General features: G+C 73.0%; 14 protein-coding genes and 2 tRNA genes. 8 read left to right on the top strand and 8 right to left on the bottom strand.

Going from position 1 to position 12278, the window contains the following annotated elements; genetic code table 11:
- Positions 1-10 precede the first annotated feature (10 nt).
- From OHQ87_RS08610 to OHQ87_RS08595, 4 genes are all read right to left on the bottom strand, one after another.
- Positions 11-1234 (bottom strand): multidrug effflux MFS transporter, encoded by a 1224-nt coding sequence (locus OHQ87_RS08610; protein ID WP_442930810.1) that lies wholly within the window; start codon positions 1232-1234, stop codon positions 11-13.
- A 193-nt stretch (positions 1235-1427) separates the two neighbouring features.
- Positions 1428-2402 carry a siderophore-interacting protein gene (locus tag OHQ87_RS08605; protein WP_328346652.1) on the bottom strand — a complete coding sequence of 325 codons (975 nt, stop codon included), beginning with the start codon at positions 2400-2402 and terminating at the stop codon, positions 1428-1430.
- Positions 2403-2623: 221 nt separating this feature from the next.
- Positions 2624-3184 (bottom strand): GNAT family N-acetyltransferase, encoded by a 561-nt coding sequence (locus OHQ87_RS08600; RefSeq protein ID WP_328346650.1) that lies wholly within the window; start codon positions 3182-3184, stop codon positions 2624-2626.
- Positions 3185-3362: 178 nt separating this feature from the next.
- Entirely contained in the window at positions 3363-3551 is a 189-nt protein-coding gene (locus tag OHQ87_RS08595; protein WP_328346648.1) for a hypothetical protein, read from the bottom strand.
- A 13-nt stretch (positions 3552-3564) separates the two neighbouring features.
- Between OHQ87_RS08595 and OHQ87_RS08590 the strand changes: the two genes are divergently transcribed.
- The 4 genes from OHQ87_RS08590 to OHQ87_RS08575 are packed head-to-tail and all read left to right on the top strand — an operon-like array spanning position 3565 to position 7740.
- Positions 3565-4269 (top strand): tryptophan 2,3-dioxygenase family protein, encoded by a 705-nt coding sequence (locus tag OHQ87_RS08590; RefSeq protein ID WP_328346646.1) that lies wholly within the window; start codon positions 3565-3567, stop codon positions 4267-4269.
- Positions 4270-4325: 56 nt separating this feature from the next.
- Positions 4326-5558, top strand: coding sequence for a tryptophan 2,3-dioxygenase family protein (locus tag OHQ87_RS08585; RefSeq protein WP_328346644.1), 1233 nt, complete (start codon positions 4326-4328; stop codon positions 5556-5558).
- Positions 5555-6721 carry an aminotransferase class V-fold PLP-dependent enzyme gene (locus OHQ87_RS08580; RefSeq protein ID WP_328346642.1) on the top strand — a complete coding sequence of 389 codons (1167 nt, stop codon included), beginning with the start codon at positions 5555-5557 and terminating at the stop codon, positions 6719-6721. The genes OHQ87_RS08585 and OHQ87_RS08580 overlap by 4 nt, the downstream gene beginning before the upstream one ends.
- Positions 6718-7740 carry a methyltransferase gene (locus tag OHQ87_RS08575; protein ID WP_328346640.1) on the top strand — a complete coding sequence of 341 codons (1023 nt, stop codon included), beginning with the start codon at positions 6718-6720 and terminating at the stop codon, positions 7738-7740. The genes OHQ87_RS08580 and OHQ87_RS08575 overlap by 4 nt, the downstream gene beginning before the upstream one ends.
- A 99-nt stretch (positions 7741-7839) precedes the next feature.
- On the opposite strand, the gene OHQ87_RS08570 is transcribed toward OHQ87_RS08575, so the two are convergent.
- Positions 7840-8856: a methyltransferase gene (locus OHQ87_RS08570; protein WP_328346638.1), complete on the bottom strand. Its 1017-nt coding sequence runs from the start codon at positions 8854-8856 to the stop codon at positions 7840-7842.
- Between the two features lie 167 nt (positions 8857-9023).
- Between OHQ87_RS08570 and OHQ87_RS08565 the strand changes: the two genes are divergently transcribed.
- The 4 genes from OHQ87_RS08565 (at position 9024) to OHQ87_RS08550 (ending at position 11034) form a co-directional block, all read left to right on the top strand.
- The gene (locus tag OHQ87_RS08565; protein ID WP_328346636.1) at positions 9024-10430 is read left to right on the top strand and encodes a hypothetical protein; all 1407 of its coding nucleotides are present in this window, start codon (positions 9024-9026) and stop codon (positions 10428-10430) included.
- 20 nt (positions 10431-10450) lie between these two features.
- Positions 10451-10522: transfer RNA gene (locus tag OHQ87_RS08560), tRNA-Lys, on the top strand.
- Positions 10523-10531: 9 nt separating this feature from the next.
- Positions 10532-10603, top strand: a tRNA-Pro gene (locus tag OHQ87_RS08555).
- A 50-nt stretch (positions 10604-10653) separates the two neighbouring features.
- A complete protein-coding gene (locus tag OHQ87_RS08550) occupies positions 10654-11034 on the top strand; it encodes a YccF domain-containing protein (RefSeq protein ID WP_328346634.1) in 381 nt (126 codons plus the stop codon).
- 37 nt (positions 11035-11071) lie between these two features.
- On the opposite strand, the gene mnhG is transcribed toward OHQ87_RS08550, so the two are convergent.
- Genes mnhG through OHQ87_RS08535 form a run of 3 tightly spaced genes read right to left on the bottom strand, consistent with a single transcriptional unit; the run spans position 11072 to position 12266 of the window.
- The gene (gene mnhG / locus OHQ87_RS08545) at positions 11072-11437 is read right to left on the bottom strand and encodes a monovalent cation/H(+) antiporter subunit G (RefSeq protein ID WP_328346632.1); all 366 of its coding nucleotides are present in this window, start codon (positions 11435-11437) and stop codon (positions 11072-11074) included.
- Entirely contained in the window at positions 11434-11697 is a 264-nt protein-coding gene (locus tag OHQ87_RS08540) for a monovalent cation/H+ antiporter complex subunit F (protein ID WP_328346630.1), read from the bottom strand. The genes mnhG and OHQ87_RS08540 overlap by 4 nt, the downstream gene beginning before the upstream one ends.
- A complete protein-coding gene (locus tag OHQ87_RS08535) occupies positions 11694-12266 on the bottom strand; it encodes a Na+/H+ antiporter subunit E (RefSeq protein ID WP_442930809.1) in 573 nt (190 codons plus the stop codon). The genes OHQ87_RS08540 and OHQ87_RS08535 overlap by 4 nt, the downstream gene beginning before the upstream one ends.
- Positions 12267-12278: the final 12 nt, after the last annotated feature.

The following is a 12278-nucleotide window of genomic DNA, read 5'->3' as shown; positions in this document are numbered from 1 at the left end:
GTCGAAGCGCTCAGTGCACGGCCACGACCGCCGAGGTCGGCTCCAGGTCGGCGAGCCGGGAGGGCCGTACCACCAGGAACAGCACCGCCAGCGCCGCCACCATGCCGCCGGCCACCACCAGGGCCATCGCCACCGCGCCGTTGCCCAGCACGCCCACCATCGGCGCGGCCACCGCACCGACGCCGAACTGCACGGCACCGAGCAGGGCGGACGCGGTGCCGGCCGCCTCACCGTGCCGGGACAGCGCCAGCGCCGGGGCGTTCGGCATCGCCAGCCCGGCCGCCCCCAGCACCACCCAGAGCGCCACCAGCAGGGCGGGCAGCCCACCGAACCCGGTCACGGCGAAGGCCAGCAGCGCCAACCCGGCCAGCGTCCCGAGGCTCAGCGAGGTGACCAGGATCCGCTGCGGTGAGTAGCGGCGCAGCAGGCGAACGTTGTACTGGGCCGCCCCGATCAGCCCCACCGCGCCCGCTCCGAACGCCAACGCGAACTGCTGCTCGTCGAGCCCGTACCCCTCCTGGAGGACGAACGACGAACCGGCGACGTACGCGAACAGGGCCGCCATGGCCAGGCCGGCGACCAGGACGAGCCCCACGAAGGTGCGGTCGCGCAGCAGTGTGCCGTACAGGCCCACGGTCTGCCACACGCCACCGCGTTGCCGGCGCGCGACCGGCAGGGTCTCGGGCAGACCGACCACCGCGACCACGACGAGCAGCACGCCGAAGACGGCCAGGGTCACGAAGACGCCCCGCCAGTCGGTCCAGCGCAGCACCCCGCCGCCGAGGGTCGGGGCGAGGATCGGCGCCGCACCCATCACCAGCAGCAGACGGGAGAGCAGGGTGGCGAAGGCGGTGCCACTGAACAGGTCACGGAGCACCGCCATCGCGACCACCGTGGCGGCGGCGACGCCGAGGCCCTGCACCACCCGCAGGCCGCCGAGGACCGCGATGGTGGGGGCGACGACGCAGAGCGCCGAGGCCACGATGTGCAGCGTGAGGCCGGCGATCAGCGGGCGACGACGTCCGACGGCGTCGGAGAACGGCCCGATCAGCAGCTGGCCCAGGGCCAGCCCGGCGAGCGTGCCGGTGAGGGTCAGCTGGACCGCCGCCGAGGTGGTCGCGAAGTCGGCGGCGATGGCCGGCAGCGCCGGCAGGTACATGTCGATGGTCAGCGGGCCGATGGCGATCAGCGAGCCGAGGACCAGCACGAGCCGCACCCGTTGCCGCCGGGTCATCAGGTCACCCGGCGTCGGTGCGACCTTCGTCAACTGGTCGTGGGCGACATCGGTCATCGGGGAAGCTCCGCCCGGTCGTGGTGCGGCCGGGCGGAGGACAGTGCGACAGTCACACCTTGCTTCAAATCCGGATCCGCTTCGCTGATTCCCGCTCCACCGAGAGGTAACGCGGGTCACAGCCGGAGGAAACGCCTCAGGCGGGGTCCGCGCGCCCCCGGCGCCAGTACCCCATGAACGCGACCGCCCGGCGGTCCATGCCCCGCTCGGCGACGAGGTGCCGGCGCAGCGCGCGGATGACGCCGGCCTCACCGGCCAGCCAGGCGTAGACCGGGACCGGCGCCGACGGGGTGGGGACCTCCCACAGCAGGATCCGGTCGACGTCGACGTCCGCGACAGGCACGCCGGGGGCCGGGGCAGTGGGAACCGGCCCGCCGGTGGGGAGCAGGTGTTCCGCCGCCGCCGCGACGGCCGGGAGCAGCCGGCTGCCGTGCTCGCCGCCGTCGCGGGCCAACCAGTCGACCGTGACGCCGGGCGGGGCGACGACCGGCAGTACGTCGGCCCGGTCCGGCACCTCCAGCAGCGCCTGCCCCCGGGCGTCGAGCGGCAGGCGCTCCAGGATGGCGCAGATCGCGGGTACGGCGGTCTCGTCCCCGGCCAGCAGCAGCCGACCGGCGGGCGGCGGACGGAACTCGAGGCCGCCGTGGTCACCGTGGTAACCGGCGTCCGGCCCGAACAGGCCGACCTCGTCGCCGGGGCGGGCCCGCAGCACCCACCGACCGGCCGGGCCGCTGTCACCGTGCAGCACCAGATCCACGTCCACCTCGGCCAGGTACGGCCGGACCGCCCGAACGGTGTACGTGCGGATGGGACAGCGTTCGTCCTCGGGCAGCGCCCGCCAGTGGGCGTACCAGTCGACGCCGCCGGGCAGTTGGACGCCGCGCCGGCCGGGCAACGGCAGCACCAGCTTCATCCGCTGGTCGTAACCGTTGTCGGCGAACCGGTCGAGGCCCGGTCCGGTGAAGGTGACCCGGAGGAAGGACGGACTGAGCCGACGCACCGTGCGTACCTGCACGTCGAACAGTCGCCACGGTGCGACGGGCAGGGTCGCGGTCCCGCCGCCCGTGGCACGGGCGCGCTCCCCCGACGGGCGAACTCGATCACCAAACATGTAGGTGAGGCTAACCTAACCAGATTGGTGGATGGCCACCCGGCCCACCAGCCCCCCGTTCGGGGACGCCACCGCCGCTCCGCGCCGCGCCCCGACCGGCCCCGGCGGGCAAGGCGCCCGGCGGTCATGGCATGAGCATGGCGGGTCCGCTGCCCGACTGCCCGGCGGGCATGGCATGAGCATGGCGGGCATGGCGGCCCGGGTCGGCGTGGCGGCCCCGCTCAGCCGCGCACCGCCGACCGGTCGAGGAAGAGCAGTTGGGCGCGCTTGTCCGGCAGGTCGATCTGCGGGCCGGGCACGAAGCCGGCGCGGACCAGCCGGTCGACGGCCCGCGCGTTGCGCGCGTCCGGCTCGGCCACGATGCGCAGCCGGGCCGGGTCGGCCAGCACGAACGCGAGGAAGGCGTCGAGGAGCACACCGGTGAAGCCGGGTTCCACCCCGCCGTCCGGGGGGCCGATGAGCAGGTGGATGCCGAAGTCGCCGGGGCGTACGTCGTAGCACCCCCCGACCGGGTCGGCGGCCGGCTCGTAGGTCTGGAACAGCGCCACCGGCCGGCCGTCCCGGTGGACCAGGTAGGCGTGGTGGGTGGTCGACGAGTCCAGGTACGTGTAGATCTCGTGGACCCGCTCCCGGCTGGCATCGCCCATGCCCCAGAACCGGGACCGTTCCCGGGTCACCCAGTCGTGGATCAGCCCGACGTCCCGGTCCGGTTCCACCGGTCGGATGGACACCTCGCCGAAGCCGTCGATCAGCCGCGAGCCGGAGATCGGCGCAGTCGTCATGGCACCCCCTCGTGAATCCGAAACAGATCACCCACCACCGCCGAGAGCGCTGCGGCGGGACCGCGCCCGGCACGTCAGGAGAACCCCACCACACGACCAGCAGGTAGGCAAGCAGCCACTCTCGGTAACGAGGGTGGCGTGGTCCACCCCGGCACCCACTTCCCGCTTGACCCGCCACTCAGCAGGCAATCATCGACGCCGGCCGGACACAATTCATTCTGCCCGCACCGGCGATCCGGCCGGAAAAACGTGATTCATCCCTCGACAGGCGGCCGAAGAATACAAAAGTCGGGGGTGACACATTGCTGATGTTCGTTGCATAATTGCCGCCGTTGAGCGCCGGGATCCGTGCCGCGCCGGCGTTCACCGGAGGGATATTCATGAAACGTGACCAGTCACCTGTGCTGCCGGGCGGCGGCGCTACGGACTACGCCCGTTACATGCGCACCGACGAGCTGCTCGATCTGCAACGCGACCCGGCGGACATGCTGCACCGCGACGAGCTGCTCTTCCAGGTGGTGCACCAGTCCGCCGAGCTGTGGCTGAAGCTGGCCGAGGCCGAGCTGGCCGAGGCCGTCGCCCGGACCACGGCCGACGACCCGCAGGCCGCAGCGTCGCTACTGGAGCGCGCGACGCTCGCGGTACGACTGGTCACCGACCAACTGGAGATGTTCCGCCACCTGTCACCTGTCGACTTCCAGGCGATGCAGCCGGCACTGGGCAACGGATCCGGCGCCGAGTCACCCGGGTGGCGACGGGTGGCGACGGTGAGCCGACAGCTCGGCCGGGCCTTCACCGCGCACCTCGCCACCCGGGGCGGCAGGCTCGGCGCGCTGGATCCGACCGACCCGACCCGCCGGCTCGCCGAGGCGATGACCGCCTGGGACGAGCGGGTCTCCCAGTGGCGGGTACGCCACTACGAGGTCGCCCTGCGGGTCGGCGGGCACGCCCCCGCCGGGTCTCCGGGGAGCCCGGCGACGGTGCTCGCCAAGCTCATCGGACACCGGTTCTTCCCCGAGCTGCGGTCGGCCCGGCCGGACACCGACGTACCGGCGGCGACCCATTCCCGCACCGCACAGGCATGACGAGCCGCGCCACTCGAAGAATCGTCGGCGCTGTCCCTGACCGATCCCCATCCGAGGTGCGGTTCGTGCGTGAGCTGACGAACTGGTCGTCCGGTACGGCCGACCCCGAACAATTCCCCTACCACGCGGTAGTCGCCGAATTCAATCGAGTCGGTAAACACTTCGTCAAAAAAGAACTCCTTGCCCTACTGGACCAGCTCCGCGCCCAGGTGAACGCCCGAGCGGCCCCCGACCGCCAGCTGTCCGCCTTCCTCGACGTGGCGCTCGACAAGTGGGACGCCCGGTACGACTACCTCAGCTACCTGGCCCTGCCCCTGCTCCCTCTACCGGCCGTCGGGCGGCGGGAGCGCGACCGGCTCCTGGTCGACCTCGTCGCCGACGCCGTCGCCTTCGAGCTGGCCGCCTCGACCGACGGCACCGACCTGCTCCCCGAGCAGCGGCCGGGACCGATGCTGGTGACCAAGCGGTGCCGGCTCGGGGTACGGGCCGGATTCGCCGCCCTCACCCGGCTCGGTCTGGCCGGGACGGTCACCGACCCGGACCCGGTCACCGCGGCGGTGGCGCTGCACCGGCTCGCCGTCACCGGTCGTGACGCCGCCCGGGAGCGGGTCCTGCGGCTGAGCATGTTGCCGGTCTACGTCTCCCACGACGAGTACCTGTTCATCCGGGTGCTCCAGGCGTACGAGTGCCTCTTCGCCGGGGTCGCCGAGGAGCTGCGGGCCACGATCACCGCGCTGGGCACCGGTCGACCCCGCCAGGCCGCCGCCCGGCTGGCGTACGCCCGGGAGCTGATCGGCGGGGCCGGGGCGTTGTTCTCGCTGCTGGCCACCATGCAACCGGCGGCGTTCCGGACGTTCCGCGAGTACACCGAGGGGGCCAGCGCGATCCAGTCCCGCTCCTACAAGCTGATGGAGTCGCTGTGCCGTACCCCGGAGCCGGCCCGGCTGGACTCCACCGCGTACCGGTCGGTGCCGGAGGTGCGCGACCTGGTACGGGCCGGCCAGCCGTCGATCGACCAGGCCTACCGGGCGGCGGTCCGCGACGGCCGGCTCCGGGGAACCGAGCACACCCTGGTCCGCCAGCAGATGGCGGCCTTCGCCGAGGCCGTGCTGACCTGGCGACGCACCCATCACCGGCTGGCGGTCCGGATGCTCGGCTCCCGCACCGGCACCGGTTACACCGAGGGCACCCCCTACCTGGCGGCCGTCCGCTCCGTGCCGGTCTTCACCGCCGTGTCCACCGATCCCCGTCCATCCCGGACCGACCCGATTGGAGGCCGCCCCGAGTGAGCGGATCCGACACCCTCCCGGCGCGGTGCCTCGACGCCGCCGCCCACGCCGCCCTGCGCGCCGAGTTCCCGCTGCTGGAGACGTGCGTCTACCTGAACAACAACTCGACCGGCGCGGTGCCCCGGGGCGTCGAGGAGGTGCTCGCCGGCTACTGGGAGACCCTGCGCGATTGGCGCGACGACGTGTGGCAGGGCTGGCACGTCGGCCTCGACCGGTACGCCGACTCGGTGGCCGCGCTGCTCGGCGCACCCGCCGGCAGCGTGGTCACCGACGCCAACCTGAGCACCCTGCTGGCCCGGGTGCTGTCCTGCTTCGACTACCGCCCGCCACGGGACCGGATCGTCACCACCGACCTGGAGTACCCGACGGTGCCGTTCATCGGCACCGCGTTCGGCCGCTACGGCGCGCGGCTCGACGTGGTCGGCACCGGTGGACCCCGGTTCGACGAGGACGCCCTGCTGGCCCGGGTCGACGAGCGGACGCTGCTGGTCTGCGTACCGCATGCCAGCTTCTCCTCCGGGGCCACCGTCGACCTGCCCCGGCTGGTCGCCCGCGCCCACGACGTCGGCGCCCTGGTGGTGGTGGACGCCTTCCAGACCGTCGGGGTGGTCCCGCTGGACGTGACCGCGCTCGGCGTCGACATCGTCCTCGGCGGCGCGCACAAGTGGCTCTGCGGGGTCGGCACCGCCTTCCTCTACGTCCGCCCCGACCTGGTGGAGCGCCTGGCACCGGCGGCCACCGGCTGGCAGGCCGGCGACCGGGCGCTGACCTTCCGCCCGTCGACCGGCTGGGCGGCGGGAGCGCAACGCTTCGCCGGCGGTACGCCGTACCCGCTGACCTCGCTGGCCTCCCAGGTCGGCCTGGACCTGCTGGCGGGGGTCGGCACCGCGGCGATCCGGCGGCACTCGCTGGCCCTCACCCAGCGGGTCCTGGACCGGGCGGCGGCGGCCGGTATCACGGTGGTCAGCCCCACCGACCCGGAGCGTCGCGGCGGGGTGGTGTGCCTCGACGTCGCCGACGGCGAGGCGGTCAAGCGGCGGTTGGCCGCGCGGAGCATGATCTGCAGCTGGCGGGGTTGGCTGCGGGTCGGACCGCACGTCTACAACACCCTCGACGAGGTGGACGCGTTCATGGACGCGCTGGACGAGGAGCTGTGCCGGTGACCGTCACCCTGTCGCCCCGGGCGCTGATGAGCCTGCTCTTCAACGGGCCCAAGGCCGTCGACGTGCTGGAGACCGCGCTGGCCCTCGGCCTGCTCGACGCGCTGGAACCCGGCCCGGTACGCCTCGACGCGTTGGCCGCCCGGTTCGGGGTGCGCCCGCTGCGGCTCTACAAGTTCCTCGACTGTCTGGAGACCCTCGGCTGCGTCACCCGGCACGAGCCCGGCGACGACATCGCCGCCGCCACCTACCGGGCGGTGCCGGGGCTGCGGGACGCCGTGGTGGCGGCGGTCGGCCCGGACGCGATCGAACGGGACCGGGACCGCTACCCGTGGCGGGTGCTGCACGGCCGGCTCGCCGAGAGCCTGCGCGGTGAGGTCGGCATGACCGACGACGACTTCGCCTGGCCGCCGAAGACCGACGCGCAGACCGCCGACTTCGAACGCAGCATGGCCGCCGGGCTCGGCCCGGTGATCGAGACGCTGCACCGGCACGCCGACCGGCTCTGGCCGGACCGGCGACGCCTGTTGGACGTCGGCGGTGGCGACGGCACGCTCGCCGCGCACATCCTCGACACCGCCCCCGACCTGCGGGCCGACGTGTTCAACCTGCCGCCGGTGTCCCCTCTGGTGACGGCCACCCGGATCGCCCGGGGTCATCCCGACCGGTTGGGGTTCGTCGGCGGCGACTTCCTGGCCGGGCCGCTGCCGTCGGGCTACGACGCGATGGCGTTCGTCCGGGTGCTGCACGACTGGCCCAACGACGTGGCCCGACACCTGGTCGAGCAGGCGTACGCGGCGTTGGAGCCGGGCGGGCTGCTGCTGATCGGCGAGGAGTTCCGCACCCCGGACCGGCTGGCCGTGCAGTTCTTCTGGAGCTACTTCCTGATCGGGGTGGACAGCTGTGTGAGCCGGCTGCGGGAGGTCGAGTTCTACACCGGACTGCTCGCCGAGGTCGGCTTCACCCGGGTGGCGGTGCTGCCCGGCGGGTGGGAGCTGGTCACCGCGTACAAGCCGGGCTGACCCCGTCGGCGTTGACCCGTCGGCGCGGATGCCGTCCGCGCCGACGGGTCGCCGCCGGCACGCCGCACCGGTGTCCGGGCGGCGGGCCGGAGCACGCGGTCAGGGCCGGCGGGCCACCACCGCGCCGTTGGCGCCGGGTGCGTCGAAGGGCACCGTACGGACGTCGACGAAGCCGGCGTCGACCAGCCAGGCGGTGTACTCCGCGCCGGAGTAGTTCTTGCCGCCCTCGGTCTCGATGAGCATGTTCATGCCCATCAGGGCGGCCTCCGGCGGGCCGGTGCGCTCGTCGTTGAGCAGCAACTCAGAGACGACGATCGCGCCACCGGGTGGCAGCGCGGCGTGGCAGCGGGCCAGCAGCGCCCGGTTGGTCGGCTCGTCCCAGTCGTGCAGGATCATGCTGAGCAGGATGACGTCGTGCCCCTCCGGCAGGGCCGGGTCGGCGAGGAAGTCACCGGCGACCGCGCCGATCCGCCCGGTCAGCCCCGCCTCCGCGATCCGTTCCTCGGCCCGGACGCAGACGTGCGGCAGGTCCAGGATGGTCGCCCGCAACTGCGGTAGCCGCTGGCAGAACTCGATCGGGAACGCCCCGGCCCCGCCGCCCACGTCGAGCAGCCGACGGTGTCGGCCGAAGTCGTACGCGTCGGCCAGCGCGCGGGCGGTGAACCGGGAGGTGGCGAACATGGCATCCCAGAACTGGGCCACCAGCTCCGAGTCGGCGGTGTCGAACAGGGACTTCTGCTGCTGCGGGTCCCAGGTCAGCGGCCGGTTGCCGCGCAGCGCTTCCCCCACCCGGTGCCAGGGCAGGTAGGTGCGCAGGTCGGAGTAGCGGACCTGGGCGCCGAAGTAGTACGGCTGCCCCTCGACCAGGAACTGCTCGGCCAGTTCGGAGTTGCGGTAGCCGTCGCCGGCCTTGTCGAGCAGCCCGAGCGACGCGCTGGCGGCCAGCAGCAGGTCGGCCGGGCGTTCGTCGAGTCCGAACTCGGCGGCGGCCTCGGCCACGGTGATGGTCCGCCCGCCGGCCAACCGGGTGAACAGGCCGAACTCGACCCCGACGGCGAGGGTCTTGAAGCCCCAGACGCCGGCGACGAGACTCATGAGAGGAGTGGGATTGATCATCGGTACATAAGATCATGATTGGCCGGCCGAGGTGACGGTCAACCGTGCCACCAGGGGGCAGCGCCGACGTGGGAGAAACGGCCCGCAGCGCCAACGTGGGAGAAACGGCCCGCAGCGCCGGCGAATCGGATTGCCCGACCGCTCCGGCCGCTGTCACCATCACCCGCATGTCCCTCGCCGAACTGTCCCCGTCGGACGCGCTGATCGCGCTGTACGCCACCCTCGACCGGCGGCCCCGACCGGAGGAGGTCGCCCACCTGGTGTTCCGGGCCGTCGGCGACCGATTCGACCAGCGGGACCGCATGCTGCTGGGTCGAGCCGCCCGCGCGGCATCCCGGTGGCACGGCGAGAGCTCCATGTCGGACGACTTCGCCCGCCCGGTCGGCGGCACCCGCCAGGTCGACGCGGCGCGGCGACTGTTCACGCTGCCCGACGACGGCGTCGACCCGGACGACCCGACGTCACTGCTCGACTTCACCCGCCGGCTCGGCGAGTCCCTCGGCGTGCGGGACGAGCACCGGCTCGACTTCCAGCGGGACCGGCTGAACCGGGCGGACCGGGTCGCCGCCGGAATCGAGCTGTCCAAGCGGCAGTACAACCGGCGGTTCCGGGTGACCCGGCGGGTGGCCGCCAAGGCCGGACGGCTCGGAGCCGGGCAGACCCGGCGGCAGCTCACCCTGGTGGCCCGCTCCGGGTTCGCCGCCGGTCTCCCGCTGGCGACCTTCGTGGCCGATCCCTGGGCCGCCTGCTTCGTCGCGTACCTCACCGCCCGGCGCAAGCTGCGCCGCGAGTTCACCCTGTCCGGACGGGACAACCCGTACGACGAGATCGCCGATCTGCTGTTCCGGCAGTGTGTTGCCGCCCCCGACACGGACTGGTGGATGATCGCGCAGGTCCATCCGACCCCGGAGGTCCTCGCCCGGCTCACCGACCGGCAACGTGGTGAGCTGCTGGGTCGCTGGTGGGCCACTATGCGCCAGGTCGCCGAGTTGCTGGCCCGGATCTGGTCGGCCAGCGAGTTCGACCGGGCCACGATGGTCGTCCGCCGGGGCAACGACTCGTCGACGTGGAACCTGCTCTGCGGCGCATACAACACCGCCCGTACGGCGTGGATCGCCACCCTGGCCGCCACCGGTAGCCTCGACCTGCTCGACGCGGCCTGTCCGGGCAAGGCGATGCTGCTGATCGCGGCGGACCTCGCGGCCTGGCACCGGTCCACCGGCGGGGGCCTGCACCCCGACACGACGGTCTGGGCGCGGCTGCCGCTGCCCTGGGACGTCCTCGACGGCACCGCCACCTGTACCCGGGCGGACGTGGCGGCGGCCTGCGCCGAGGCCGGCGTCGACGGCGAGCGGTGCGGGTGGCTGGCGCCCCGACCGGCCGGGGCGGTCGGCACCTTCCGGCCGACACCGGAACTCGTGCACGGGGTGGCCGTCGTCGACCCGGTGTGGGCGGCGGCACTGCGCTCGGCCGGCGTCTTCTCCGGCCGCCCGATGCACGGCAGCGCGATCCAGGTACCGGCCGACGTGGTCCTCCGTGAGTTACCACAATCCGGTGGACAGTCGACTCCTTGATCCGGCAGCATCGCTGGTGCCCCGCCGTAGCTCAGCGGTAGAGCGCCCGGCTCTTCACCGGGTGGACGCTGGTTCGAGCCCAGTCGGTGGGACCGCGGAGATCCGTCGTAGCTCAGTGGTGGAGCGGCCGGCTAGGGACCGGTTGGACGCCGGTTCGAGCCCGGTCGACGGATCTCCGCCCGGCCCTGTCGGCACGGTGGCGGGCGCTGGTCACTATGGAGGAATGATTCGCTTCGTCCTGAACGTGCTGTGGCTCATCCTCGGTGGCGGAATCGTGCTGGCGCTCGGCTACTTCGTCGCCGCGGTGATCTGCTTCGTCCTCGTCATCACCATCCCGTTCGGGGTGGCCTCGCTGCGGCTGGCGTCGTACTCGCTGTGGCCGTTCGGCCGCACCCTGGTCGCCAAGCCGGGGGCCGGTGTGCCGTCGGGGCTGGCGAACGTGCTGTGGGTGTTGCTGGCCGGTTGGTGGCTGGCGCTGTCCCACCTGCTCGCCGGGATCGCGCTCTGCGTCACGATCATCGGCATCCCGTTCGGCATCGCCAACTTCAAGCTCGTCCCGGCGGCCTTCTGGCCGCTCGGCCGGGAGGTCGTCGAGGCACCCTGACCGTCGCGGGCCGGGTCCCCCGACCCGGCCGCCCCGGTCAGGGCCGCCGGTCGGCCTGGAGCCGGTCGAGGTGGGCGGCGAGTTCGTCGGTGATCAGCAGGTCGGTGCGGATCCGGTCGTGCGGGTAACCGGCCCGGCCGATCATGTGCGCGGCGACCGGCGCGGTGGCGAGCTGGAACACGCCGACCAGCACCAGCGTGGTGACGTCCACCCCGGTCCGCAGCCGCAGCGCGCAACCGAGCAGCACCAGCAGCAGGCCGAGAACCTGGGGTTTGGCGGCGGCGTGCATCCGGGACAGCAGGTCGGGGAAGCGGACCAGGGCGACCCCGGCGGCCAGGCTGAGCAGGGCGCCGCCGAGCAGGCAGACCGCGGCCACCACGTCCAGCACCGCGTCGACGCTCACCTGTCGTCCCGGCGGGTGGCGAACCGGGCGACGCTGACCGAGCCGACGAAGCCGAGGATGGCCAGCACCACCAGGATCGGCAGCGCTGTCGCGTCCCGGCTGTAGGCGACCTCGGTCGCCACGGCGGCGACCACGATGGCCAGCAGCACGTCGGTGGCGACGGCCCGGTCGAGCACGGACGGCCCCCTGACGATCCGGATGAGGGTGAGCGCGCCGGCCACCGCCAGCAGCACGGTGACGATCACGGCGACAGCGGTCATCTCGATGTCCCTTCCAGGGCGGCGGACGGTGTGTGCTCGCGGACCAGACGCAGTTCCTGCGTCGAGCCGATCGCCTCGATCAACCGGGCCTCCAACTCCAGCACCCCGTCCCGGAACCGCTCGACCTCCTCGCGGGTGCGCACCCCGAGGACGTGGACGTAGAGGGTGCCGGTGTCCCGGTCGACCTCGACGATGAGGCTGCCCGGCACCAGGGACAGCGCCTCGGCGGTCAGGGTCAGGTTGAGGTCGGAGCGGACCCGCAGCGGCACCGCGATGATCGCACCCTGCGGGGTGTGCCCGAAGCGGAACGCCAGCGCCGCGATCTGGACGCTGGCCACCACCAGGTCGCGCAGGAAGCGCCAGGTGAACCGCAGCAACGGCAGCGGGTGCAGCCGCCCGGCGAAGGTCACCGGGGGTAGCGGGAAGACGGTCAGCACGACCAGCCCCACGACCAGCCCACCGAGCACGTTGGCCCAGCTCAGCGTCCCCCAGAGCAGCACCCAGACGGTGACCAGGACGACCATCGCGACTGCCCGGTTACGGCGTCGGGCCGCCGGGGTCAGCGGCAGGTCCTCGGGATG

This window comes from Micromonospora sp. NBC_00421 (assembly GCF_036017915.1).
In the GTDB taxonomy this organism is placed as follows: domain Bacteria; phylum Actinomycetota; class Actinomycetes; order Mycobacteriales; family Micromonosporaceae; genus Micromonospora.
The sequence above is the reverse complement of the archived record's forward strand: the minus strand, read 5'-3'. Positions and strand labels throughout refer to the sequence as shown.

Coding starts and splice junctions, on each gene's coding strand:
- OHQ87_RS08565 (WP_328346636.1), top strand. CDS start 9,024: ATGTCCCTCGCCGAACTGTCCCCGTCGGACGCGCTGATCGCGCTGTAC.
- OHQ87_RS08600 (WP_328346650.1), bottom strand. CDS start 3,184: ATGACGACTGCGCCGATCTCCGGCTCGCGGCTGATCGACGGCTTCGGC.
- OHQ87_RS08605 (WP_328346652.1), bottom strand. CDS start 2,402: ATGTTTGGTGATCGAGTTCGCCCGTCGGGGGAGCGCGCCCGTGCCACG.
- OHQ87_RS08540 (WP_328346630.1), bottom strand. CDS start 11,697: ATGACCGCTGTCGCCGTGATCGTCACCGTGCTGCTGGCGGTGGCCGGC.
- OHQ87_RS08570 (WP_328346638.1), bottom strand. CDS start 8,856: ATGATCAATCCCACTCCTCTCATGAGTCTCGTCGCCGGCGTCTGGGGC.
- OHQ87_RS08590 (WP_328346646.1), top strand. CDS start 3,565: ATGAAACGTGACCAGTCACCTGTGCTGCCGGGCGGCGGCGCTACGGAC.
- OHQ87_RS08610 (WP_442930810.1), bottom strand. CDS start 1,234: ATGACCCGGCGGCAACGGGTGCGGCTCGTGCTGGTCCTCGGCTCGCTG.
- OHQ87_RS08550 (WP_328346634.1), top strand. CDS start 10,654: ATGATTCGCTTCGTCCTGAACGTGCTGTGGCTCATCCTCGGTGGCGGA.